At 66.3% G+C, this 24477-nt stretch carries 17 protein-coding genes and 4 pseudogenes; 8 read left to right on the top strand and 13 right to left on the bottom strand.

Features of this window, described 5'->3' with window-relative positions; all coding sequences use genetic code 11:
• Positions 1-225: 225 nt before the first annotated feature.
• Entirely contained in the window at positions 226-1407 is a 1182-nt protein-coding gene (locus tag ACZ7L5_RS41630; protein ID WP_471523878.1) for a cytochrome P450, read from the bottom strand.
• 2 nt (positions 1408-1409) lie between these two features.
• Complete coding sequence (locus tag ACZ7L5_RS41635; protein WP_471523880.1) at positions 1410-4376, bottom strand: amino acid adenylation domain-containing protein; 2967 nt, start codon at positions 4374-4376, stop codon at positions 1410-1412.
• A 497-nt stretch (positions 4377-4873) separates the two neighbouring features.
• Between ACZ7L5_RS41635 and ACZ7L5_RS41640 the strand changes: the two genes are divergently transcribed.
• The 3 genes from ACZ7L5_RS41640 (at position 4874) to ACZ7L5_RS41650 (ending at position 10841) form a co-directional block, all read left to right on the top strand.
• Complete coding sequence (locus tag ACZ7L5_RS41640; protein WP_471523882.1) at positions 4874-7852, top strand: type I polyketide synthase; 2979 nt, start codon at positions 4874-4876, stop codon at positions 7850-7852.
• Positions 7853-8181: 329 nt separating this feature from the next.
• A complete protein-coding gene (locus ACZ7L5_RS41645) occupies positions 8182-10122 on the top strand; it encodes a non-ribosomal peptide synthetase (RefSeq protein WP_471523884.1) in 1941 nt (646 codons plus the stop codon).
• Positions 10119-10841, top strand: a complete 723-nt coding sequence (locus ACZ7L5_RS41650) for a thioesterase II family protein (RefSeq protein ID WP_471523886.1) — start codon at positions 10119-10121, stop codon at positions 10839-10841. Before ACZ7L5_RS41645 ends, ACZ7L5_RS41650 begins: the two co-directional genes overlap by 4 nt.
• 17 nt (positions 10842-10858) lie before the next feature.
• Here ACZ7L5_RS41650 and ACZ7L5_RS41655 read toward each other — a convergent pair.
• From ACZ7L5_RS41655 to ACZ7L5_RS41690, 8 genes and pseudogenes are all read right to left on the bottom strand, one after another.
• Positions 10859-11061: pseudogene (locus tag ACZ7L5_RS41655) on the bottom strand (thymidine kinase); the annotation flags it as partial.
• Between the two features lie 69 nt (positions 11062-11130).
• A complete protein-coding gene (locus ACZ7L5_RS41660; RefSeq protein WP_471523888.1) occupies positions 11131-12087 on the bottom strand; it encodes an ornithine carbamoyltransferase in 957 nt (318 codons plus the stop codon).
• Between the two features lie 41 nt (positions 12088-12128).
• Positions 12129-13187 (bottom strand): ornithine cyclodeaminase family protein, encoded by a 1059-nt coding sequence (locus tag ACZ7L5_RS41665; protein WP_471523890.1) that lies wholly within the window; start codon positions 13185-13187, stop codon positions 12129-12131.
• Between the two features lie 505 nt (positions 13188-13692).
• Positions 13693-14688 carry a 2,3-diaminopropionate biosynthesis protein SbnA gene (gene sbnA, locus ACZ7L5_RS41670; RefSeq protein ID WP_471523892.1) on the bottom strand — a complete coding sequence of 332 codons (996 nt, stop codon included), beginning with the start codon at positions 14686-14688 and terminating at the stop codon, positions 13693-13695.
• A 62-nt stretch (positions 14689-14750) separates the two neighbouring features.
• On the bottom strand, positions 14751-15938 hold the full coding sequence (locus tag ACZ7L5_RS41675) for an ATP-grasp domain-containing protein (protein WP_471523894.1): 1188 nt from the start codon (positions 15936-15938) through the stop codon (positions 14751-14753).
• A gap of 139 nt (positions 15939-16077) precedes the next feature.
• Complete coding sequence (locus tag ACZ7L5_RS41680; RefSeq protein WP_471523896.1) at positions 16078-16458, bottom strand: hypothetical protein; 381 nt, start codon at positions 16456-16458, stop codon at positions 16078-16080.
• A gap of 1062 nt (positions 16459-17520) precedes the next feature.
• Positions 17521-18759 (bottom strand): MDR family MFS transporter, encoded by a 1239-nt coding sequence (locus ACZ7L5_RS41685; RefSeq protein ID WP_471523898.1) that lies wholly within the window; start codon positions 18757-18759, stop codon positions 17521-17523.
• Between the two features lie 636 nt (positions 18760-19395).
• Positions 19396-19761, bottom strand: coding sequence for a nuclear transport factor 2 family protein (locus ACZ7L5_RS41690; RefSeq protein WP_471524022.1), 366 nt, complete (start codon positions 19759-19761; stop codon positions 19396-19398).
• Here ACZ7L5_RS41690 and ACZ7L5_RS41695 point away from each other — a divergent pair.
• Together ACZ7L5_RS41695 and ACZ7L5_RS41700 are read left to right on the top strand one after the other, a co-directional pair.
• Positions 19761-19919, top strand: a pseudogene (locus ACZ7L5_RS41695) (short-chain dehydrogenase); the annotation flags it as partial. The gene ACZ7L5_RS41690 and the pseudogene ACZ7L5_RS41695 overlap by 1 nt on opposite strands.
• A 159-nt stretch (positions 19920-20078) precedes the next feature.
• Positions 20079-21018: pseudogene (locus tag ACZ7L5_RS41700) on the top strand (RNA polymerase sigma-70 factor).
• Positions 21019-21200: 182 nt separating this feature from the next.
• Here ACZ7L5_RS41700 and ACZ7L5_RS41705 read toward each other — a convergent pair.
• Positions 21201-21431 (bottom strand): hypothetical protein, encoded by a 231-nt coding sequence (locus ACZ7L5_RS41705; protein ID WP_471523900.1) that lies wholly within the window; start codon positions 21429-21431, stop codon positions 21201-21203.
• A gap of 214 nt (positions 21432-21645) precedes the next feature.
• Between ACZ7L5_RS41705 and ACZ7L5_RS41710 the strand changes: the two genes are divergently transcribed.
• The 3 genes and pseudogenes from ACZ7L5_RS41710 to ACZ7L5_RS41720 all read left to right on the top strand — a co-directional run bounded on the left by ACZ7L5_RS41710 (position 21646) and on the right by ACZ7L5_RS41720 (position 23302).
• Positions 21646-22020 (top strand): VOC family protein, encoded by a 375-nt coding sequence (locus tag ACZ7L5_RS41710; protein WP_471523902.1) that lies wholly within the window; start codon positions 21646-21648, stop codon positions 22018-22020.
• Between the two features lie 317 nt (positions 22021-22337).
• Positions 22338-22936: pseudogene (locus ACZ7L5_RS41715) on the top strand (transposase).
• 147 nt (positions 22937-23083) lie between these two features.
• Positions 23084-23302, top strand: coding sequence for a hypothetical protein (locus ACZ7L5_RS41720; RefSeq protein WP_471523904.1), 219 nt, complete (start codon positions 23084-23086; stop codon positions 23300-23302).
• Between the two features lie 90 nt (positions 23303-23392).
• Here the strand turns inward: ACZ7L5_RS41720 and ACZ7L5_RS41725 are convergent, their stop codons facing one another.
• Together ACZ7L5_RS41725 and ACZ7L5_RS41730 are read right to left on the bottom strand one after the other, a co-directional pair.
• A complete protein-coding gene (locus ACZ7L5_RS41725; RefSeq protein WP_471523906.1) occupies positions 23393-23899 on the bottom strand; it encodes a CGNR zinc finger domain-containing protein in 507 nt (168 codons plus the stop codon).
• A gap of 90 nt (positions 23900-23989) precedes the next feature.
• Positions 23990-24283, bottom strand: coding sequence for a hypothetical protein (locus tag ACZ7L5_RS41730; protein WP_471523908.1), 294 nt, complete (start codon positions 24281-24283; stop codon positions 23990-23992).
• Positions 24284-24477: the final 194 nt, after the last annotated feature.

A 24477-nucleotide genomic window follows, 5' to 3' on the forward strand; every position in this document is an offset into this window, starting at 1 on the left:
AAGATCAGACGAAGGCCGCCCCCACGTCCGGCAAACCCTCAGGTGAGCGACTCAGTACGAGACACCGTTCGAGGCCGGAAGAAAAAGAACAAGCTAAGTGGCACCGTTTCCGAGATATCCCCGCCGGCCCTCTGCCAGACCTTGGGGCACCCTTACGCCGCCCGCTGGGTCGGGCGGCACCCCCGGACCGGTCGAGAGAAATAGCGGCCACCCTGACCACCAGCGTCATGGCGCGACGAGGCGCACAGTGGCGGATGCCGGTCCGTTCACTGTGATCGAGCGCAGCGGCACCATGTTTCCGACCGGTTCGATGCTGGCGACCAGCTCCGCGAGTGTCTCCAAGAGCATCCGCATCTGATGACGGGCCATGGTGCTCCCAATGCAGACGTGCTCGCCCGCGCCGAGAGCCAGATGACGATTGGGCTGTCGGCCAAGGTCAAAGCGGTCGGGTTCCGCGAACACCGACTCGTCGCGGTTGGCCGAGGGGATCCACAGCACGACGCGGTCCCCTGCTTCGATGGGCTGGCCTTGGACGACCGTATCCACCGTGGCCGTCCGCATGCTGTGCGTGGCGCTGCTCGTCCACCGCAACACCTCCTCCACCGCGGTCCTGACGAGCTCGTCGTCACGCTCTCGCACCAGCCGCTGCCACTGTTGCGGATGCGTGCCCAGAGCGACGACCCCGGCGGCCATCGCCAGGCCGGCGTTTTCCGACGCTCCGACGAGGTTCTCGACGCCGAGGAGGATCTCGGTCTCGTCGAGCAGGTCCCCCTGCACGTCGTTGTTGACGAACATGCCCATCGCGTCGTCCGCGGGGGTCGCCATCCGCGCGTACATCATGTCGATGAAATAGCGCATCAGCGGGACGTGGCTAGTGAGGGGTTTGCCGGACTCAAACGCCTCCGTGCTCCACTGCAGTAGCTGCTCACGGTCCGCGGGCTCGACGCCGAGCAGCCTGGCAATGCTGTAGCTGGAGAGACGGGCCCCGACGTCCTGAACCACGTCGCACGTGCCCTTCTCGATGGCGTGGGTCACGACCGAGCGGATCTCGGTGCGCATCTCGTCCGCCTGAGAGCGGGCGCACCGTTCGGTGAACCGGTCGGCTACTTGCCCGCGCAGGGCACGGTGCCTAGGTGGATCGGTGAGGGCCATGGTCAGACCGCTGCCGGGGTCCTCCCCCAGAGCGGTCGGCCGCAGCAGAACGCCATGCGCCGAGCTGTAGAGCTCCGGATGCTGGTAGGCGTACCGGATGTGGTCGTACCGGGTGAGAGACCAGAAGCCCGGTAGGTCGCCTGGCTCGTGCCAGTGCACCGGGGAGTGCTGTCGCATCCAGCGCCAGAGTTGGTGCACCTCCCCAGAAGCGTGCAGTTCCGGGTCGGTTAGGTCGGCGGGGGTGTAGGCGGACACAGTCACGACACAGCTCCCGCGGCGATCAGGGCAAGGCGGTCATGGAATCCCTTGAGCAGTTCCTGTGCGGTGGCCTCGACGACGGCCTCGCGCCGGAAGGAGAGCACCGCGTCGAGCGCACCGTCCTCGCCCGGCCACACCTCGAGGTGCAGCTCCAGGGGAAGGGCGACGTACGGCTGCCGCAGATGAGTGGCGGCGACGCCGGGCAAATCGAGCTGGGGCGGTGGGTTGTCCTGTAGGGCAAAAAGGGACTGAAACACCGGTGGCCGGCCAGGTGTTGCCGGGCTCAGGCTCCGTGCGAGGTCGGCGAAGGGGACATCGCTGCGGCTGAAGGCCTGGTGAACCAGTCGGCCGGTCTCCCGGATGCCGTTGATGCCGCCGCCCACCGCATCGCCGCGTAGGCGCACGGGCACCATGTCGATGAGACAGGCGATGGCATAGTCCAACTCCGGAACGGTGCGCGCTGCGACAGGCACACCCACCGCGAAATCCCGCTGCCCGCAGACATCGGCCATCGTGTCCGCCCATGCGGAGAGGAGCACCACGAACAGGCTCCCGCCGAGTTCCGCGCCCTGCGCGTTGAGACGGGCTGTCACCGCAGGGGGGACGGTGGCAAGGTGGTGTTCGGTTCCCCTCTCTCCTGGGCCGGGCTGTCCCGGCCAGCGGATCGGGGGGACGTCCTGGAACTCCGCCCGTATTCGCTCCGTCCGCTGCGTCCGCTCCGCTGCGTCCCTCCCGGTCGTAGCCGCCGTCACCAACCGGGCTCGCTCGGCCAGGGTGGGCGGGGCAGGGTGTGACTCACGTCCGGCATAAGCATCGGAAAGGTCGCGGGCCACAACCGATTCGGACCGGCCGTCGAAGGCGATGTGGTGGACCAGTAGTCCGAACAGCCAGCCTCCCGTCTCGGTAACCGGCACCAGCGCGGTACGCCACAGATCGGCGTCTTGAGGTTCGAGGGACTCGTCGAAGAGCTGCCGCAACGCGCCGACCGCATCGTCCACGCTCGGTTGGGCGACCAGGACCTCCAGAGGCGGGGCGGGGACGTCGGTGACCTCGGCGTGGGGGCGAGGATCCATTTGGAAAGCCGTACGCAGCACGTCGTGCCGCTCGTGGACACTGGCTATGGCTGCCTCCAGGGCGTCCTGGTCGAGTCGGCCGTCCAGGTGCCACGTCATCAAGCAGTATCCGGAGCGATCCTGCGGCGCCGTCAAATGGTGGGTGAGGAAGACCAATTCCATGGCCGTGAGGGGGATGCTGCCGGTGAACATCGGCTCGGCATCCGTGTTCGGCACCGACCGGAGCCAGGCAGCCAGCTCTTCGGCGGAGGACCGTTCATAGAGGACCGACAGGGGTACAGGCCGCCCCGCTCGCTTGCCGATGCGGGTGCAGGCACGGGCGGCGTGCAGCGACGACCCTCCCAAATCGAAGAATGACGTATGCGGTGGCAGGGTGCGGCTGCCCAGTACTACGGCGAACTCCTCGATGACCAGCCTGACCAGGGAGTCGTCGACGGGGCCGTAACCGTGCTCGTCGGGTGCCTCGGGCACGCGTGCCAGCAGGGCGCGGTCGTCCAGCTTGCCGGTGCCGGTCAGCGGGAAGGAGTCTATGAAGACAACGGCGATTGGGCGTTGGTAGGCGGGCAGGTGCTCGGCGAGGATCGCCAGTACGTCCGGAGGTGCACTGCCGGACCGGCTCACCAGGCAGAAGGCCACCAGTTCGAGCATGCCATCGAGTTCCGCGCGGCGCGGGACCACGCGGCATTCGGCGACGTACGGGATCAGACGCTCGATCTGCCGTTCCACTTCAGCCGGTTCAACGCGGTGGCCCCGGATCTTCACCTGGCGGTCGATCCGTCCGCGGTACTCAAGGATGTCGTCCTCGTCCCACATGCCCAGGTCTCCGGTGCGGTAGACGCGGACCTTCTCGCCGTTGACGTCTATGTCTGTGAACTTCTCCGCAGTCAGGGCCGGTTCTCCGAGGTAGCCGAGGGCCAGGCCGTCGCCCGCGACACAGATTTCCCCCGGCTCGCCGGCCACGCAAGGACGGTTGCCCTGCAGGACGAAGACGGAGGTGCCGGGCACCGGCCGGCCTAGCGGAATGCCGCCGTCCCTGGCGCAGTCCGCGGGGGTGACACTGTGTGTGGTGGCGAACACGGTGCTCTCGACCGGACCGTAGCCGTTGATGAGGGCCGTGGCGGGGAACCGGTCGAGGAAGCGGTCCACGTGCCGCTCGGACAGGCGTTCACCGCCGATCATGACGTGAGACAGGCCGCTCAGCGCCGTCAGGTCCTCATCGACGATGAGGTTGAAGAGGGTGCTGGTCATCCACGCCGTGTTCACTCCGTGTCCGGAGACCATCGCACGCAAGGTCTCTGCCGTCAGGAACGGCTCATGAATCAGGACGCAGGTGCCGCCGTTGTACAGGGCGGACCAGAGTTCGAGGGAGAACGCGTCCCAAGGCAGCGCTGCCGCAAGAGGGATGACCGTATTCTGGTCGAACCGCGCGAAGGTGCCCTCCCGGAACAACCGTGCCGTCGCCCGGTGCGGAGAAATGACCCCTTTGGGCTCGCCGGTTGTGCCCGAAGTGAAGAACACACAGCACGCGTCGGAGCCCCGTACCGTCACTTCCGGACGGGCCCGGCCTTCCCCCGTAGCGCACTCGGCCGGCCTCCACAGCGGCGCGGACAGCCCGGCAGCCAGGCCCGGCCGGGCGACTACGAGCGGCGGCCGGAGCTGATCGATCACCGCTCTGAGCCGGGTGGCCGGCCAGCTTGCATCGAGCAGCGCGTAGGCGGCACCGAGCTTGAGAACGGCCAGGAGTGTGACTACCAGGTCTACAGAGCGCGGCAGCAGAATCGGGACCACATGCCGCTGCTGGACGCCTGCGGCGGCGAGTCGACATGCCAATTCCTCGGCACGCGCATCCAATTCGCCGTAAGAGACCTGTTCATCCGGGCCCAGCAAGGCCATATGCCAGGGCCGAGCACGGGCATGCGCGGCAAAGACGTCATGCAGTCCTTCCCCTGATGCGCCCTCAGCAGCTTTTGTGGGCCACGCGTCATTGGACGGCAGCACGTCGACTCCCTTCGGATACGGAGAACATAAGGAAGGGGTGAAGACAACATCAAGAGTCTATGACGTCGTCACCCACGAGCAGCTGAGCACCAGTCTCCCCATACGCAAGGGGACCCTTCGCGCACAAGATCCTTTAGGCCGTCCTTGCATGTTGGCGCATATACGCCAGTTGCAACAACGAGACATCTCCCGGCCTCATGGAATTCCTTCGGCCCCGTTCGCGGACCTACTTTTCCTAACGAATGATACGGCGGGCGGTATCTCCTTAGAGACGCCCAACTATGCAATGATCACAGGGCGGACCGAGAAACATCTATGGCTGACATACCGTCAAAATCGAACCGCGCCATCAGATGACATGTCCGATTTCGACGGAATGAGTGGGAGACGTAATGACGAGCCGGGATCGCTCCTTGGACATCGCGGTCACTGGCATGGCAGCGCGCTTCCCCGGCCCCCGCGACCTCCACGCCTGGTGGGACTCCCAGCTCGACGGGAGCCGGCACAGCAAGCAGTACACGCGGGAGGAACTACTCGCTGCCAGAGTTCCCGTCAAGTTGGCCACCGACCCGGACTATGTACCCGTACGTGGCCATCTCGAGGACTGGGATCGCTTCGACCACGACTTCTTCCAGATCCGCAAGCGCGAGGCCGAGCTCATGGACCCGCAGCACCGCTGGATGCTGGAGCTGGCCTGGAACGCGCTTGCGGACGCTGGGATTGCGCCCCACGACGACGCGACGGTCACCAGTGTCTACGCATCCATGACGGGCAGCGGCTATCTGCGCGCGATGCTCCGCGGGTCCAACTCCGATCCTGGCCTGCTGGATGATCTGATCCACGGCAGCGAGCCGGACTTCATGGCGAGCCGCATTGCGTACAAACTGGGGCTGAAAGGGCCTGCCTTCGCGGTGCAGACGGCGTGTTCCTCCTCGCTGGTGGCCGTCCATCTGGCAGTTCAGGCTCTGCTCAGCGGCGACTGCGACCAGGCCCTGGTGGTGGCGGCTGGGTTTGACTACCCCCAGGCGGGTTATCTGCACACGCCGGGCGGGGTGCTGTCCGCCGCGGGTATGTGCCGGACGTTCGACCGGGATGCGGACGGCGTTGTGCCCGGTTCCGGCGCCGGTGCCGTACTGCTGCGCCGGCTCTCGGACATCACCGCAGACGATCCCGAACCGTACGGAGTCATCCTGGGCTCCGCGATCAACAACGACGGCAATGCGAAAGCTGGTTACTACGCGCCCTCTGCCGCCGGACAGGAACGTGTCATCGGCGCCGCACTGGACGCGGCCGAGGTCGACGGTGAGTCCATCGGCTATCTGGAGGCCCACGGCACCGGCACCCGCATCGGCGATCCGATCGAGTGGGCGGCTGCCACCGCCGCGCTGCGCCGGTCCGGAGCCGGGACGCGCAGCGTGGCGGTGGGTGCCCTGAAGGCCAGCATCGGCCATCTCGACGCCGCCGCGGGAGTCGCCGCACTGATCAGGGCACTGCTCGTGGTGCGCAACGGCATGATTCCACCCGTCGCGGGATACACCGAGCGCAATCCCCTGCTTGAGACCGAGAACTGCCCGCTGTACATACCTACCGAAGCCGTCCCATGGACCCAACAGGTTCCGCGGCGCGCCGGAGTGAGCGCCTTCGGTATCGGCGGGACCAACGCACACGTTCTGATCGAGCAGGCGCCGCAGCGGACCCGAGTCCTCCTGAGGCCGGCCCAGGCGGCACAGACACCGCGAGAGCGCCTGGTGTTGCTGTCCGCGGCGGATTCTGAAGCACTCGAACGCATGATCGACGATCTGGCGGCCCATCTTCAGGCACACGACCCGGATCTCGGTGACGTCTGCGCCACTCTGGCCAACGGCCGCCTGGCCCTGGGCGAACGCCTCGCGGTCACCGGCCGGACGAGTGCAGAGGTCGCGGAACGTCTTGCCGCGCAGTCCGGGGTGTTCCGGGGCACCGCGCCCGCGACGGGCGAGGCCCCTGTGATCTTTCTGTTCCCCGGCGGGGGCACCCAACGCCCCGGCATGGCCGAGCCCTTCACGGCTCTCCCCGGGTTCGGCACAGCGCTCGACCGGTGCCTCGCGGCCTTCGCCGCCCCACAGGCGGATCGGCTCCGGCAGGCACTGTACGACCCGGGCTTCCCCGCCGCGCAGCTGAACCAGCCCGCGCTGGCCCAACCAGCTCTCTTCGCAGTCGGCTACGCGGCAGCAACAGCCCTTCAGAATGTGGGCGTCCAGCCAGCCGCAGTCTGCGGGCACAGCTCCGGCGAGATCACCGCGGCCGCTTTCGCCGGTGTCTTCGGCCTGGAGGACGCAGCCGCGTTCATCACGGCGCGTGGTCGGTCCATGCAGGCTTGCCCGGAGGGCGCGATGCTGGCCATCGGTACCGACGTGAGGTCGGCCGTGTCGCTCTCTGAGGAGTGGGGTCTCAAGCTCGACGTGGCCGCGGTCAACGGCCCGGACTCCTGCGTGCTGGGCGGTCCGGCCGATGAGATCGATGAGTACCAGAGGCGCATCGGCGACAGGTTGTTCGTGCGACGCTTGCGCTACAGCCACGCGGGCCACTCCCGACTGATCGAGCCCGCGCTGCCCGAACTCACCGAGACGATGGCCCGGATCGACCTCCGGCCCTCGACCCTCCCGATTGCACTCAATGTCTCCGGCCGGGTCGTCGCGGCCGGTACCGAACTCCCGCGTGAGATGTTCGTGACGCAGGTTCGGCAATCTGTGTTGTTCGGAGACGCGCTCAACGCGCTCGCCGCCCACCTGCCGGGCGCCCTGGCCGTGGAGATCGGTCCCGGGCGTCCCCTCTCACCGATGGCAGAGGCGGCCGGAATCCCCGCAATCGCCTTGGACCAGGTCAAGAAAGCGCCAGGATCAACTGCCCTCAGTGGCGTCGGCGCCCTGTGGGCCTTGGGACAGCCGGTCGCTCTGGCTGACTTGACTGGCAGTGGCCGCAGGATCAGGTTGCCCGGCTACCCCTTCGCGGGACCCTCCGTCGTGGCCCCGGAGGCTCTGATGGCCACAGAAGCGGTCGCCTCGCCCGCGCCGGAGCCACAACGCTCCCCAGCTCCCCAGTCGCCCGAGCAGCCAGCGCCCGCGCCTGTGGCCCCGATCGACCCGGCTGAGAGAGTGACCCGGATATGGTCGGAACTACTCGGCCGGGACGACGTTCTGGCAGACGCCGACTTCTTTGCCCAGGGCGGCGACTCCCTGCTGCTCACCCGACTCATCCGCCAAGTGAATACCGAGTTCGGGATCCGCGTCCCTGTGCGCGAGATGCTGTCCCAACGGACGGTGAGCGGGCATGTCGCAGTGGTCCGCCGGATCTGTGATGAAGTGGATACGGCAAACGCCGACCGCTCTTGAGGTTGCTACGTTCCAGGCCACATGATACGGAATATCCAACTGGCTTCGGCCAGTTACCCACGCTCATGTAGGCCCGTTGCATCGAACAATCGGTCCTCCTAGGATCACTCCATTGTGGCGAGATCAGTCGCGACTCCAGAGTCCGCGCATCCCTCATCGAATACTGACCGAGCAATGGGCAAATTGGCGGAATTACGCCACGCAGTTCACTTGCGCTGTGGTGGCGCGCCTGGGTCAGGCCCCTAAGAACTGCGAACAATCTGCAGACCGCTGATAAGCATGGGGAGTTAGTTATGTCGGCCTCAATACGCATGGATTGCACTCCGTCCATGCCGAAGGACAGCGGCGTAGCCATAGAGACACCGAAGGCGACCGCCTTGACCATCGGTGCGGCCCTACCAGAAGACCCTTTCCTTCCCGTGCACGAAGCGGTGGCCCAGGTGGCCGCCGACCGCCCTGCGGCAATCGCCCTGCGCAGCGGCGACGTTGCCGTCACCTATGGCGCACTGGTGTCGTGGGCTCGGGAGTTGTCCCACCGCCTCGCGGAGGCCGGGGTCGGCAGCCAGGACAGGGTCGCCCTCCTGGCCGAGCCGTCCACCGCGATGATCGCCTCCGTGCTGGGCATCCTCGGCGCGGGTGCAGCCTATGTGCCCATCGATCTGGCCCAGCCACCTGACCGCCTCGCCACGATCATCCACGACGCGCAGGTAAAGGCCATTGTGGTCACGGCGCACACTCAGCCTCGGGTGGCCGGCTTCCCGATGCCCGTTGTGACGGTCGCAAACCCACCCGAGGCCACATCCCCCGACCAGTCCGACGCCTTTGCCGTCGCCGTCAGCCCTACAGATCCGGCGTATCTCACCTACACCTCGGGCAGTACGGGCGAGCCCAAGGGCGTCATCGTCGAGCATCGCAATCTCGCCTCGTCGACGCGGGCCCGCCTCATGGTGTACCCGGGCACCCCGTCGTTCCTCCTGCTGTCCCCCCTGGCCTTCGATTCATCGGTCGCAGGCATATGGGGGACGCTCCTCGCAGGGGGCTGCCTGGTCGTGGCGTCCGCGGACGAACTGCGCGACACCCAACGGTTGGTCTCCCTCGTCAGCCGCCACCGCGTGGACCGCATCCTGTGCGTGCCTACGCTGTACGGGTTGCTGCTCGATGCCGCCGAACGCGCCGGGACAGCGCCGTTGGCCTCCCTGCGGCAGGTGATCGTAGCGGGCGAAGTCCTGCCGCAGACCCTGGCCGACCGGCACTTCGCGGTGCACTCCTGCGGGGTGGACCTGGTCAACGAGTACGGCCCGACCGAGGCGACAGTGTGGGCCACTTTCCACCGCCTCACCAGCGCCGGACCGGTCAGCATCGGCGGTCCAGTCCCAGGTACTCGGATCTACGTGCTCGACGGCGACCTGAAAGCCGTACCACCGGGCGCGGAAGGCGAGTTGTTCATCGGTGGGGCAGGCGTGACTCGCGGCTACTTCGGTCGTCCCGAGGCCACGGCGGCGGCCTTCCTCGACGACCCCTTCGCCCCCGAACCCGGCGCGCGCATGTACCGGACCGGTGACATCGTGCGCTGGAACACGGAGGACCGGCTGGACTTCGTCGGCCGGAAGGACGACCAGGTAAAGGTCCGCGGCCACCGTGTTGAGCTCGGTGCGGTCGAAGCGACGCTGCGTGTGCTCACCGGCGTCCAGGAAGCGGTCGTCCTGCCCGCCGAAACGGGAAACGGCCTCATCGGCTTCGTAGCCTCGGCGGAAGGTGCGGACCCAGTCGCGCTGCGTCGCGCCCTTCTGGAAAAGCTGCCCCCGGCGATGGTCCCGGGCGAACTGCGGGTGCTGTCAAAGCTGCCGCGGAACCTCAACGGCAAAGTCGACCGCGCACTGCTGCGGCAACTCGCCGCGGAGCCCCCCGCCGCCCCGCCCGTGGAGACGGCCTCGCCCGTCACTGGCGACCCGCTCACCCGGCAGGTGACGGCCGCCTGGTCGGAAGTACTCGGCGTGGCCACGGTGCCGTTGGACGTCAATTTCTTCGACCTCGGAGGGCATTCGTTGACCATGTTCAAGTTGCAGGACGCGCTGGAGCGGCACTGCGGGCTGCGCCCGACGATCGTCTCGCTGTTCCAGGACACCACAGTGTCGGCGCAGGTCACACTGATACGCCAGCTGCGCGAGCGCAAGGAGAGCACGGGGCCGTCCGGCTCAGTCGACGCCGCCCGCAGAGCCCGCACGGCCAGACTTCGCCAGCAGCGCGCACGCAAGGGAGCCGGACAGTGACCACGTACACCTCGGGCTGGCTCGTGTGCGACACTGCCCGGCCCAGCGCGCGTATCCGTCTGGTGTGCTTCCCACACGCCGGGGGGTCCGCTTCCTTCTACCGGCCCTGGGGCCAGACGCTCACCACAATGGAGGTGCACGCCGTCCAGTACCCGGGGCGAGCCGAACGCTTGGACGAGGAGCCCTCGACCGACCTCGTCCAGCTCGCCACTGATATCGCCGGCGCACTGGAACCGCTGGCGGATCTCCCGTTGGCCTTCTTCGGGCACAGTTTGGGCGCCGCCGTGGCCCTGGAGACGGCGCGGGCGCTGCAACACCGGGGCATCCGCATCGAGCACCTCTTCGCCTCCGGCTCCCGTGACGCCCCGCTGCCCGTCCTCCCCGGGCCCGAGGAAGATCCCGAGCAACTGCTTGTGGACCTGGTCAGGATGGGGGGCACCGACGCAGAGATGGCGGCTGACCCGATCTTCCAGGAGATGGTCATGCCGTATCTGATCGCCGACGGCCGAATGTTCCACAGTTACGCCATGGCTCCCGGCCCGCTGCTCAGCTGCCCAGTCACCACCATTGTTGGCGACCAGGACGAGGACACAGACCTCCGCCCGTGGAGCGCGGTGAGCACGGCCCCCTTCCAGGAGGCCGGCGTATCCGGGAACCACTTCTACCTCATCGACAACCCTCCGTACGCCCTGTTGGAGCAGACCCTCACCGCCCCGTAAACGGACTTGTGTTGAACTCAACGGCCCGGTGACAACACCGCTGTATTCGTCATCCGGCGCTGGTGGTGCCGTCGGCACAACATTCGTAACCGACCTCCTCTGCGGGCCGGTTCACATCAAATACCACTGCGTACGCACCTCTACGACCCACTCCCCCGCACACGATCCGTGCATGGTGGGTGGCCCGCGCCCCGCCCCAGCACGCCGCCTCGACCTGCAACCTCAGCTCTGAGAGGAGGAACATCAGGGTGAAGCGACGCCGGCGGGGCGCGAGTTGCAACCGCGTGATCTAGGTCAGGCACCAATCGAGTGCGGCCATCGCGCTGGCCGGCTTCATCTGCGCCTGGTCCCAGGCCAGCGACCGGGGCCCGTCGAGTACGCCACTCGTGACCTCCTCGCCGCGGCGGGCCGGGAGGTCGTGCATGAAGAAGGCATCCGGCCACCGCGCCATCAGACGCTCGTCGACGGCGAACGGCGTGAAGGCCGTCCGCCAGTCCGGATCACTCTTGCTGGTCCCGGTGGTCTGCCATTGAGTCGTGTAGACGACGTCCACGTCGCTGTCGATGTCGTCGACCCGGTGCACCTCGACGACCTTGCTGCCCCACTCCTTCGCCGTCTGCTGGGCTCGAGAGAGGACCGCGGGGTCGAGCCCGTACCCGGCAGGCGTCGCCAGTGTCAGGACGGCTCCCGGGACCAGTGCAAGGCCATGAGCAAGGGCTGCGGCCGTGTTGTTTCCCTCGCCGAGATAGGCGAGATGGAGCCCCCGCAGCGAACCGAAGCGATGGGAGAGGAGGGCAATGTCCGTGAGGCCCTGGGTCGGGTGCTCTTCGCGCACCATCGCGTTGATGACGGGTATCGAGGCTGTGTCGGCGAGTTCGCGCAGATCATTTTCACCGACAGAACTCCTCACGACCAGGGCGTCGAGCACTCCCCCCAGGATGCGGCCGGTGTCTGACAGCAACTCTCCCGTGGCGAGTTGGAGGTCGTTCGGCCCGTAGGCGATCACGGTCGCGCCCAGCCGTATCGCACCGCTGGTGAAAGCTGTCCGGGTACGCGTCGAGGTGTGGGTGAAAAGTGTGCCCACCACAAGATCTTTCAGGGGGCGCTCCTTGGGGCGCCCGTTCTCGTACCAGGCGCAGGAGCGACGGACGAGTGTCTGCAACTCCTCAGGTGTCAGGTCGTGCAGCGAGATGAGACTGCGCGGAGGGCACGGTCCGTGAGCCCGAACGGCCGCCTGGTCTGTCATCGCTTCGCCTCCGATTTCTTTCATGTCTGACTCCGGCTGGTTCATGCCTCTGCTCGTTCTCCATCACCTATGAGATCGACGACTGTTCCCAGACCTTCTGCCTCCGCCCTAGCGGCTACCTCATGGCAGACGGCCACGTCGAGAATCGCCATGCCGAAGGGGTTGCTCACGACAAGGCCGTCCTGCGGGCGAATCGCTTCTTCGCGGCCGAGCAGAACCTCTCCGTACCGTCTTGCCAGAGCGTGCCCGCGCCGGGCCGAGGACTTTGTGTCGGCCACCACGTCGCCGGCCTGCATCATCGAGCCGAGGACGCGACGAGGGTTGTCCCGTACAAGGTCGATGTCGTCGACGTAGATCGCCTCAGCCTCGAGGAAAACGGACTGCATCACGTCGTCGAGCGACACGTGTGCGATGAAGGTCCCCGGGGCGAACCAGCCGGGTGGAAGGTACGGTTCGGACGACACTGTCAGTGTGACAACCACGCGGCTCGCCTTCACGCACGACTCGACGTCCGGGTGCTCGGTGATCTTCGCATCGGGGCAGTGTGTTGCGAGATCCCGGGCAAGCGCGGCCGTCCGGGCCGGGTCGATGTCGTACAGGTGGAGCTCGCGAACTGCCGGGAAATACTGGACGAGCAGCTTCGCGTGCATGGCCGCAAGGGTGCCGCACCCTACGATGCTCACGGCGTCGAAGGCCGTGGGGCCGAGTGTGCGCAGGCTGGACATCGTATAGGCGGCAGTGCGCAGAGCACTGACGTGTCCGGCTTCGATCAGGGTGACCGGGCGGGCGGTCTCCGGATCGAAAAGCACCGTGAAGCCGCCGGCGCGCTCGATGCCAAAGGCGGGGTTGGTCACTGAGGCGTTGATCAACTTAATGCCGTAAGCCATGCTTCGGCCTTGCTGGACACATCCGAGCATCGCCACCGAGCGGGTGTACGCGCCAGCGGAGTTCTCCCAGGCCATGTAGCCCTCCGCGGGCAGGTCGGAGCGGCCCAGGGTGTGCTCGCGCACCGCGGACTCGACCACACTGACGGGATCGATCTCGGCCAGGCAGCGCATCACGGTGGCGCGGTCGAGAATCCTGATTCGGTCTGGCTTCACTTGAGCCCTTCTCCTAGGTAGTTCGTCGAGAGCCGCGGTGCGCCTACGATGTCCGGCTGTTCGAGAACCGCGCTCAGGAAGGTCGGCCGGTCGTGCTTTCGTTGTTCAATGGACTTCGGTCGACCACCGCTCTGTCCTGGCGGAAGCCAGCCTGTGCCGATGCACTCCGCCGAGTCGGCAGCCCCTCGCAGCAGGCGCAGCCGCCTCGTTCATGAGGAGATCAGAATCGCTTCCGGCTGCGTTCCACGGCTGGCAACTGGCCGAGCTCCGTGAACAAGACGACAGCACGGACGCCAGCCAACCTGGGGATCGCCTGTGCGACGTGCGGGTCGGTGCGGTAGGCCGCCCGGTGGAGCGCCAGAACCTGCTCGGCTGGAGGCGTCGCGTCCTTGGCCGGGGCCCACACCAGGACGTGCGACATGCCAAGGGGGGTGGCTCGGCTGCGAAGGGGCTCGCTCCGAATGGACGGCACAGTAGTCGTCGGCCCCGGGCAGCGTCGGAGCGGTCACGAACCCGCCCTCGCGCCGATCAAGGCCTCACTGTCTTCGACCGACGCTCCAGCAAGCAGGCCCTCGGGGGCTGGCGCGCCGTAGACCAGATCGATGTACCGGTCTCCGCGGTCAGGGAAGACGGTGACGAGGGAGGATGCGGGGCATATGGAAGGGATGATTTTCCGGATGGCCGCGATGACCGATCCGGAGGACCCGCCGGCGAAAATCGCCTCTTTGGACAACAAGTCATGGCAGGCCTCTATCGATTCCTCGTCCGTCACCTCGACCACATGGTCAACGAGGCTCTCGTCGAGCAGTTCCGGCACCCGGCTCGAGCCGATCCCGGGAAGTCGGCGCGGTCCGGGAGGGTTGCCGAACAGAACAGATCCAACGGCGTCCACGGCGATCACCTGGAGCCCTTCGGAGTACTCCTTCAGCCGGCGTGCCAGGCCGTTCAAAGTGCCAGTTGTGCTTACCGCAACCACTAGATAGTCAGCGTGAGTGGGCAGGTCCTTGGCTATTTCCTCCGCGGTATTCCGGTAATGCGCTTCAGGCCCCAGGGAGTTGGCGTACTGGTTGATCCAGACTGCCGTGGGATCGGCGGCCATTATTTCCTTCACACGCGCGATACGTGCGGGTAGGTAGCTGCCTTCGGTTACCGCGCCGTCAACCATCTCGACCTGCGCACCGTAGCTTTTTAGAATCGCATGGTTGCTGGATGTGATGTGCGGATCGACCACGAGGGTGAGGCGCATACCATGAATCCGGGACATCATGGCCAGTGCGACACCGAAATTTCCAGAAGTGCTCTCGACGATATGCGTCCCCGGGCGAAAAAGTCCCTCACGCATGCCGGTCTCGATGATGTGCCGCGCGGTACGGTCCTTGACACTTCCCGCCGGATTAAGCATTTCGAGTTTGGCGAATACCTGCGGCCCCGTCGGGAAAAGACGCCTCAACCGGACCATCGGGGTGCCGCCGATACAGTCCACAATAGAGTCATGCAGCAAGAATGCCTCTCAGATGCTTGCTTCCGAACAAATTTTTCGGGCAATTTCTCATTTACCTCGAGTCAGGCGTAATTTATTCCTACCCGAGAAAGGTATGCCTCTGCGACGATCAGTGACGTATCGAATTCATCGGCCCAGGAGATGGCATGGCCGAGGCGGTCACCGTTGTCGACCACCCCGTTGATTTGCATGGGCCTCGAGGTAAAGGTGCTGCGGACGATTCCGGCAGGCAGTTCGGACGGGGCCGTCACGGACGTGATCAGTCCGGTGCGCCGGGGCGTCAGGTAGAGACTCGTCGCGTAACCGCCGGCGTCGCCGGCCGGTTCACCAGGGGGAAGGCCCAAATACAGACGCGTATACAGATCGACGGAATCATGTCCGATGGTGAGCCTCATCAGCTCACGGATCTGATCGCCGCCGAGCCGCGGATTGATCTCGATCAGCGCCGGCACACCATCGACGATCTTGAACTCGACATGGGCGGCTCCCCGGCGGTGCCCCACCGCAGCGAGCCAGTCGACGACCACCTGCGCTATGCGAGCCTCCTCCTCGGCCGTCGCGAAACGATACGGAAACATGGCCCCGAGCTCGACCCGGAAGGGGAGTTCGGCCATCAACTTCTTGGTGAATCCGAGGAACCGCCAGCCGCCCGTGCGGTCGTCCCACATCAGCTCGGCCGTGAACTCCGGTCCGTCGATGAACTCTTCCACCAGGGCATACCGTGCGCCGCGGTAGCCACGGAGGTTGACCGGGTGGGCGGCGATGGTACGCATTGCCGCGCGGTACTCTTCGTCGGACGAACAGACCCGGACCCCGGCACTGCCGCTGTCGTCCACGGGTTTCACCACACATGGGTAGTCGAGTGGAGACGTGTCGCCCGGAGCGTCCAGCGGCACGCGTGCGGCCGCCACCGAGTGTCCGATGCCCTTCGTCAAGCTGCGGGTACGGTCCTTGAAGTGGCAGTTGAGCAAGCCCTCCACCGGGGCATGCGGCAGGCCGAGCCGCTCCGCGATCACAGCTGCCTGCACCAGCCGGTAGTCATCGAACGCGATCACAGCATCCGGCGCGTGGTCGGTGAAGAAATGCATGAGCTTCACCAGGTCATAGGTGTCGACCACGCTGTGGTTGTCGGCGAGTCTGATCGGGTTCGGAAAGAACTTTTCGTACTCCGACGGGTCCCGGGCGACGAAATGAGTTCGATAACCCTTTTCCTTGGTGAGCCGCATGCCTTCAGGGCCGTAGTCCGACATGTTGCTCTCGATAAAAAAGGCAGTCTTCACTCCGGGCCCCCAATTTTGGATATTTCGCGTTCGGAAATCAGATGACTTGCCGACTGGATCCCAAGAGAGGGGCAGTCGCGAAGTATTCAGACCACCAAGCAAACAGACATTAAATTCCTCGCTGACGCTGGTCCAGATCGCTTCTCAGTGGCGAAATCGACTTCGGAAGCACGCTGCTAAAGATGCCGAACAAGTTAGCCAACAACACGAAGATGCGCGATGTCCCTAGGTATAGGGACATCGGCCGCCGAACGAAGTACACGGTCCCGAGTTCATTCGTCATGTGGACATCTGCCGCGTCGACCGTGACGCGATACTCACCTTGACGTGGCACCATCTGCCCCATCGGCAGCGCCATCGCGATGGGCAACCAGGTAAGCTCTACCTCGCCGCTAATCGACAGCACCACAAGAATTGGCACAAACAAGACGCCAACAAGCGAAAGGAGCGCCCATCGCGGGGGTTCCAAGCCCGTGACCCACGTGTCCATTCCGTGGACTGCACCACGCAGAGTCGGCTGATACGTCACAACTGACGACTCGGAATCCGGAGCGAGCACCCAAGTTTCGTCGGCTTCGCGCTTCGGGGGGTCACCACCTAGCACACGGGTTCCTCATCTCGTTGATGCTCTCGTTCACCAGCCGACGATTGAGCCACCAAAGGGGACGCAGCGCACACGTGCGTGCGTCTCGCCTCCGCGGTGTACAAACGCGGAGCACAAGTCCGCGACTCAGACGTCAGATTGAAATCGCGCGCCAAAGACCCATCAGACATGATGCATTCTGGCGATCGGGCCTGCGCCACGGAGAACACGAGCCTGCTGACGGCTGCAGTCTTACATGAGGTCATCACTACCGACACGCCCTGGAACGATCACGGCGGTAATACGCCTGCCCCACGATTCTCGTTGTCATGACGACGGCCGCGTCCTCACCGGTGCAGCAGGACAGCGTCGCGCTAGGAAGCGCCTTTCGTGATCTGAACGGCAGGGCCGTAGGTCGGGGCATCGGCGAGCAAGCGCAGCGGCGGTAGCCACACCGAGGCGGCCCTGCATCCACGTGACTGGTGCCGATCACCAAGGCCTGGTGGTCCTTCATCTCCCGACCGGCCGCCGCTGAGTTTCGCATCCAGCCTCCTGATCAGGTCGATCGACCCGAGAAAGAGCGTCCGGACCCTCCGGTCCGCCGTCATGGTCCGGTCCAGCAGATCAGGCACATCACCCACAGTCGCCGCACACCCGCATCCCCAACTGCTGTCGACCATGCAGGAGATGGAGAGTCAAGGGATCGAGGAGCTCGAGCAGGCCTCCTACTCGCGGTTCCGCTCCATCTCTGACGACACTCGGGCGATCACGCTTCACCACCAATCGGCGACCGAGCGCGGCGCCTCAACTGGCTACCGCTCCCGTCACGTGGAACTGGGCGCTGCGGACATGCGGCGGCGCCTGGCACACCTGGCGGCGGGCGAGGGCATCAACCTCTTCTGCTTCAACGACGTAGACGCGGAATCGGGCGCATCTGTGAGAGTCTCAGACGGGCGTCGAGTCCGGCTGTCAGGCCGTACGGGCCTCTGGCTCGGCCTCGCCCGGAACCGCCGCGGCCCGGGTGCGTTCCCCGGGCAGTCGCCGCATGAGAACAGCGAACCCGATCCCCGCCAGGGTCCCCACGACCGCGCACAACCCCCACAGCCACTCCGGGCCGAAGTGGTCGATGACGGTGCCGGACATGAGCGGGGCGATCAGGGCAGCGGCCGACCACGCCAGCGTGTTCATGCCTTGGTAGCGTCCGCGCCCCCGAGCTGGTGAGAGTTGCACTACGAGCCCCGTCTGCGTCGGCGTGTAGCAGATCTCGGCGAGCGTCCACACGCACACAGTCAACGCGAAGAAGCCGACCGACCCGGCGAAGGCAGTGAGGCCGAAGCCGTACCCCGCGAGGAGCGAGCAGACGATCATCAATGCGCGCGGATCGCGGTGCTCGAGAAAGCGCGTTATCGGGATCTGCAGGGCGACGATCAGGAAGCCGTTGGCGGCGATGGCCAGGCCGTAGTCGGCGGGCGTGAACCCGGCGAGGCCCATGGCGACAGGGAGTCCGACGTTGCCCTGCTGGAAGAGGACGGCGACGAGGCAGGACAGTCCGACGACGGCCATGTACCGCCGGTCACCCAGCACGGTCCCGAGGCTTACTCCGTCCTCTGTCTGTTCGGCCTTGGACATGGGCCGGGACTCAGGCACCTTGAGGAAGACAACGACCGCACACGCCAGTGTCATCCCCGCTTCGATGAGGAACCCGGCGAGATAGCTGAACTCGGCGATGAACCCGGCGACCAGGGAGGCGACAGCGAAACCGAGGTTGACGGCCCAATAGTGCAGCGAGAAGGCCCGCACCCGGTCCTGGGGCCTGACGATGTCGGCCACCATCGCCTGCGTTGCGGGCCGGGAGGCATTGGAGGCCATCCCGACCAAGAAGGCGACGGCAGCGATGGCCACGGGGCTGCGCATGAAGCCAAGCAGCCCGATGGAGCCGGCGGTGACGGACTGCGCTATGAGCAGGGTCGGCCGCCTGCCGAGCCGGTCGGCCATCACCCCGCTCCCCAATGCGGACGCAACCCCGCCGAGCCCGTGCAGGGAGGCGACCAGACCGGCGTACGAGGCCGAATACCCGCGATCGACCGTGAGGTAGAGAGCCATGAACGTGGCGACGAAGGCGCCGAGCCGGTTCACGAGGGTGCTGGTCCACAGCCACCAGAACTCCCGGGGCAGACCGGAGACGGTTTCCCGGGTGGCTCGTCTCACGGCGGCGAGTGGCACGGGTCCCCCAGGATCAGGCGGGTGTGTGGGCGGCTTAAGTGATCAGTGCAAACTACGGGCACCCAGTCCGTAGAGGCCACTCAATTGGCAGACGCCGTCACCCGTCCCGCCTCTGGAACGCTCACAACAGTGGCTCGAGTGCGTGGATTACACGCTGGGACATGACCGACGCACCATATGCGTGGCGAGACCTCGAACTGGGCACCAAACCGGGGGCCGAGTCGTCATCAAAAGACGAGCACCGCTGGGCTGTCGCAGGGCTCGTCACGCTGCTGGCTGACTTCGATGACGCTCTCCGGCGTGGGCCGCAGGAGGAGCGTTGGATACACGCGCCGCAGCACTTCACACGTTGTCCAGGGACTGGTGTGAACTCGCGATCCTTATTCAGTGCGCTGGCTACAGGCTGCTCCTGGCTCAGTTCCAGCCCGCCTGGGAGAACGGCCGCGGAGAGGGGGCCGCATCGGTGTCGTCACCCACTTGGCCGCGTCAAGGGCCCCAAGTGACCTGGCCACTCCCACCTCGCGGCCACCTGCACAGACCGCCGTCACCCCGTCGCGGGTCAGCTCACCAGCCGTATGCCACCTTGCGGCTCGGGGCGGATTGCGAGGAGGCGCGACTGCGTCATGCAGTCACTGCGTCGCCGTGACGATGGGCCACCCTCCATTCGACCTCTTCTCGGCGGTACACCTGGGTGGCCCGCAAGGTGTACGTGTGTGGTTCTCCGTCGACGGAGGCAGAGGTGTGTTCAAGACCGGCCGTATAGGCCATGTCTCCCGAGACGTCGAAGGCCTCGAACACGTAGGACGTGCAGTCGGAGAAGCTGGCCTCGAGGGCGGTGAAGAGACTGTCGAGCTCCTGCTGGCCGTAGGCGTTGCGCCACGCCCCCAGCACGCTCACGGGTTCGTTGCGCGACCACAGCGCCCGGCGAGGGGCCGCATTGCCGTTGTGCAGACGGCGCTTCGTAGCACAGGTGGCGCGGCGCAGCAGAAGTCACGAACCGCAAGTTCGCCGCGACCGACATGAACAACCACACCGGCGCGCTCACGGTCACCGAGGGCACCGACGCGATCGTTCGCCTGGCGACACTCGGCCCGGACGCGCCGACCGGGACGTTCACCGATCGTCTCGGCCCCGTCGGCTGGTAACCATTGATACAGCGGCGGGCCGACGCTCGCGCCGGCCGTCGTAAACAGACCGGGAGGAGACGTCGCTGCTGCGTCGGGATGCAGGCGCAGTGCCGGCGTCATCAACGTCGTTGGCCGCGTCGGCATCAGGACGAAGGCTGGATGAAAGGAAGGACGGTCGTGACCCGAGCAGAGGAATTCGAGGAGTTGCGGCCGCTGCTGTTCTCGATCGCCTACCGGATCCTCGGCAGGGTGACCGAGGCCGAGGACGCCGTCCAGGAGACCTGGCTGCGCTGGGAGGCGTCCGGGACCCGCCCCCGAGGCGCCGAAGGCGTACCTGTCCACGGTGGTGATCCGGATCGCGATCGACGTCCTGCAGTCGGCTCGGGTGCGGCGGGAGGCATACGAGGGGCCATGGTTCCCCGAGCCGCTCCTGAACGATCCGTACCAGGACCCGGCGCGCTCGGCCGAGTTGGCCGACTCGTTGTCGATGGCGGCGCTGCTGCTCCTCGAACGCCTCAGTCCGCTGGAGCGGGCGGTGTTCGTGCTGCGCGACGTCTTCGCGTTCGACTTCGAGGAGATCGCTGTGACGGTGGGCCGCTCGGAGGCGGCGTGCCGACAGCTCGCCGTACGCGCTCGGCGCCACATGGCCGCGGGGCGGCCGCGTTTCGACGCCGACCGACACGAGCGCGATGAACTCGCACAGCGGTTCTTCGACGCGCTCCGCGAAGGCGACGTCGACCGCCTGCGTGATCTGCTTGCCGCGGATGTGTCCTTGGTCGGCGACAGCGGCGGCAAGAGCCCGCAGCTGGCCAGGGCCATCGTGGGCGCCGACAACGTGGCCCGGCTGTTCGCCACGTACTTCCCCCGGCTCGTGCGCATCGACGTGACGTGGCAGCCGCACGAACTGAACGGCCAGCCGGGCGCGATCTTCCGCGACCGGGACGGCAAGGTCCTCACCGCCATGGTCCTCGACGTACTCGACGGGCAGATTCAGACGATCCGTTCAGTGACCAATCCCGAGAAACTCGCGCACATCGGCCCGGTCGCAGACGCATGGGCAATCAGCCGCGAGGCGAACCGGGCGGGCCCCACGGCGCGGCCGGAGCAGGAGAGCTAACCGCAAGAGCGGCTCGGCCGGGGTACTCGGCACAGGAACGCTCCAGCGCCCGGCGAGGCCGATGGATGCAGCCAACGTGAGGGGCGGGGACAGACCTCGGGCTCGGACATCGGTGGGCCGGTAAGCCGGACGGCCGCAGGCTGCTTGATTCCCGGATGGCGAGCGTCCAGGCGTCCTGGGACTCATCTGTCTCCTCGGCCGGTCCGATGGGTCTTGCTCAACACCAGGCGTGGGTCACTCATCAGCCGCCACAGCAGGTCGAACGCATTGGCGGTCAGTTCGATGGGAGTCCCGTCGCAGCGCGCCGCTCGGGCCTTCTCGACGAGCACCAGTTCCCCGACAGCGAGGACTGACTCGTCCGCGTTCGCGTCATCGATGCCGTTCCTGCGCAACAGCCCGCGCGATTGCAGCACCAACTCCTCCCCGCGAACGGCTTCGTCACGTAGTCGTTCGCTCCCGCGGAGGGGCTGGCGACACGGAATTCCAGTGCGTTCCGGGCGGTGAGCATGAGAACGCGCAGCCGGGGGTACTCGTACCGCGACTGCACCACCGTTAGTACTCCAGCTGTAGACATCGTGATCAGGCTCGTGAGAGCCCGGCGCACGGTGCCGCTCTACGCTGCCCTGCATGATCGCCAAGCTGCAGTGTGTGGTGTTGGACTGTGCCGATGTCGTTGAGTTGTCCCGGTTCTATCAGTCGCTTCTCGGTGGCGTGGTGAACCAGCCGGATCCGCGGTGGTCGCTCGGCGACGGCTGGGCGACGCTCCACACGGACGGGCTCGTGCTGGCCTTCCAGCGGGTGGAAGAGCATCAGCCCCCACGGTGGCCGGATCCCGCACGGCCTCAGCAGTTCCACCTCGACCTGGGGGTCAAGGACCTGGACCAAGCTCAGGACGACGTCCTCAATCTGGGCGCCTCACTGCTCGATGAGGGGGCCGGAACGCGGAGTTGGCGCATCTTCGCGGATCCAGCAGGTCACCCGTTCTGTCTCGTCCGGCACTGACAGGAGACACCGCAGGGGTGCGGCCACCGTTGATCATCGGGAGTTGTGTGGACTTACGAAGAGACGGTGGCCGCAGGTCACAGCATAGATCCCGTCCGTTGGTGGGAGGCGTTCGAGCTGGCCATGGGACGGATCACGGGCCGCTTCGCGCGGTACGAACCCCGCCTGCGGGCGGGACGGTTGGTACTGGGCCTGCTGTCGGACCTGCCGCGCAAGAATTGCTGGACCATCGCGGAGTGGGCCGGGGAGACCAGCCCGCACGGCATGCAGCATCTGCTGTCCCGGGCGTCTGGGACGTCAATGCCGTCCGTAACGACGTGCGCGAATACGTCGTCGAGCACCTCCACGACGAGGCCGCGGTGCTGGTCGTGGACGAGACCGGGGACGTGAAGAAGGGCACCCGCACCATCGGTGTCCAGCGCCAGTACACGGGCACGGCCGGCAGGATCGAGAACTCCCAGGTCGCGGTCTACCTCGTCTACGCGGGCACGCGGCGGTGGACCGGGAGTTGTACATCCCGCGCTCGTGGACGTGCGACCCGGACCCCTGTCGGGCGGCAGGGCTCGGCGAGGACACCGTCTTCGCGACCAAGCTGGAACTGGCCCGGGTGATGATCGAACGGTTCCTGGACGCCGGACACCATGTGGGCTGGGGCACGGGTGACGAGGTCTACGGCGGCAACCCGAAACTGCGGGCGGCGTTGGAAGACGCGGCATTGGTGAGGTCCTCACGGTGGCCTGCTCGGCCGAAGTCCCCACCGGCGCAAGCACGTTCCGCGCGGATGCCCTGGCGAGGAAGGTGCCCAAGCGGGCCTGGCAGAAGCTCTCGGCCGGACGCGGTGCGAAGGGACAGCGCTTCTACGACTGGGCCGTCATCGACCTCACCGACCCGGCACCGGGCGGCCATCAGCTGCTGATCCGCCGCAACAGCACCACCGGCGAACTCGCCTACTACCGCTGTCACTCCACCACGCCGGCAGCCTTGCCCACCCTGGTCAAGGTCGCAGGTTCCAGATGGCGGGTGGAGGAGACCTTCCAAAGCGAGAAAGGGCTGGCCGGACTGGATGAGCACCAGGTCCGCCGCTCCCCCCTGGGCCCACTGGGTCACCCTCGCCATGCTCGCCCACGCCTTCCTCGCCGTCGTCCGCGCCGACGAACACGCACACCGACCCACGCCAGACGACTTGATCCCGCTGACCTGCAACGAGATCCAGCGCCTGTTCATCGCAGTCGCTGTTCGACTCGACCACGGCCCGGCCCACCGGCTCAGCTGGTCCGCCTGACGCCGCCGCCACCAAGCCCGGTCCCGCACCAGCCAATACCGGCGACAAGCCGCATCCCAGACATGAAGATCACGATCTACAGCTGGAGTATTAGGTCTGCTTTCGCGAGCGATACGCCCGCATCTTCTCGCGGCTCCCGCAGAGTTGCATGGAACACCAGCGACCGCGACCGGCAGGGCTGCGGTCGTAGTATACCCGGTGGCAGTTGGTGCGCTGGCAGGCCTTCAAGCGGGTCCAGGTGCCGTCTGCGGCCGCGGCAGCGATGGCGACGGCGACGCGGGAATGGAGTGCCGTCGGTTCCAGGGCACGTAGGACGGCCTCGCCGGCCCCGTCGACGGTGATGAGCAGTGGCGCTTGGGCGAGCAGGCTCGACAGTGGATGCACAGTGCGGTGCGGGGGGTGCCCGGCGTGGGCGAGGCACGCGACACGCAGGGACTCGCGCAGTTCACGGGTGGTGTCCAGGTCGCACTCGGTGATACCGAAGGGAGCGCGGCCCTGCGGGGTGTCCAACGCGTCTGTGCCGGTGGCCAGGTCGACTGTGTTGATCAGGGCCTCGATCAAGACGAGGCGGCCGGGTGCCGGATGCCTGCCGTTCACGGTGAACCTCCGGGGACGGTGATCGTCGTCAGGGAGCGGCTGGGCGTTTGAGTGAGCGAGCCGATCAAGGCTCAATGAGAAAGCGACCGCCTACTCGGCTCCCTGGCCGACTGCGCCTCCGCTGCCACTCGCAGACGGCCCTTCTTCGGCCGCCGCCGTGAAGGGGTAATTACGCGTCGCAGGCCGCTCCACGCTCTCGAAGAAGTCGTCACCCACCCCGTCGTCCGCGTCAAGAAAAATGCCCAGTATGTTCTCATCATCTTTAGGCCACTCAAAAAAGAAGCTCTTGTCGGGCAGCGGCCAGCGCCATACGTCCAGGTCGATGGTGGTTACCCGCAATTGTATGCGCGGTGCGGTGGGTTGACGCCACGCACCCGCACTCATAGAGATCATTCACGACGCCATTCTCCGCGTGAACACCTGCATCGTCAAAACCTCATGCGCAACCTCCCTGCGCGAGCGCACCGCGGCAGAGTACACGCAATCCCGTCGAGCCTTGCATTTGCGAAAACCTCAGCGACATCACGACCCGAGCCTCACCCTCGAGCATCCGCTCCTCGACCTCACGGAAACTGAGC

The sequence above is a fragment of the Streptomyces sp. NPDC107528 genome (assembly GCF_055639295.1).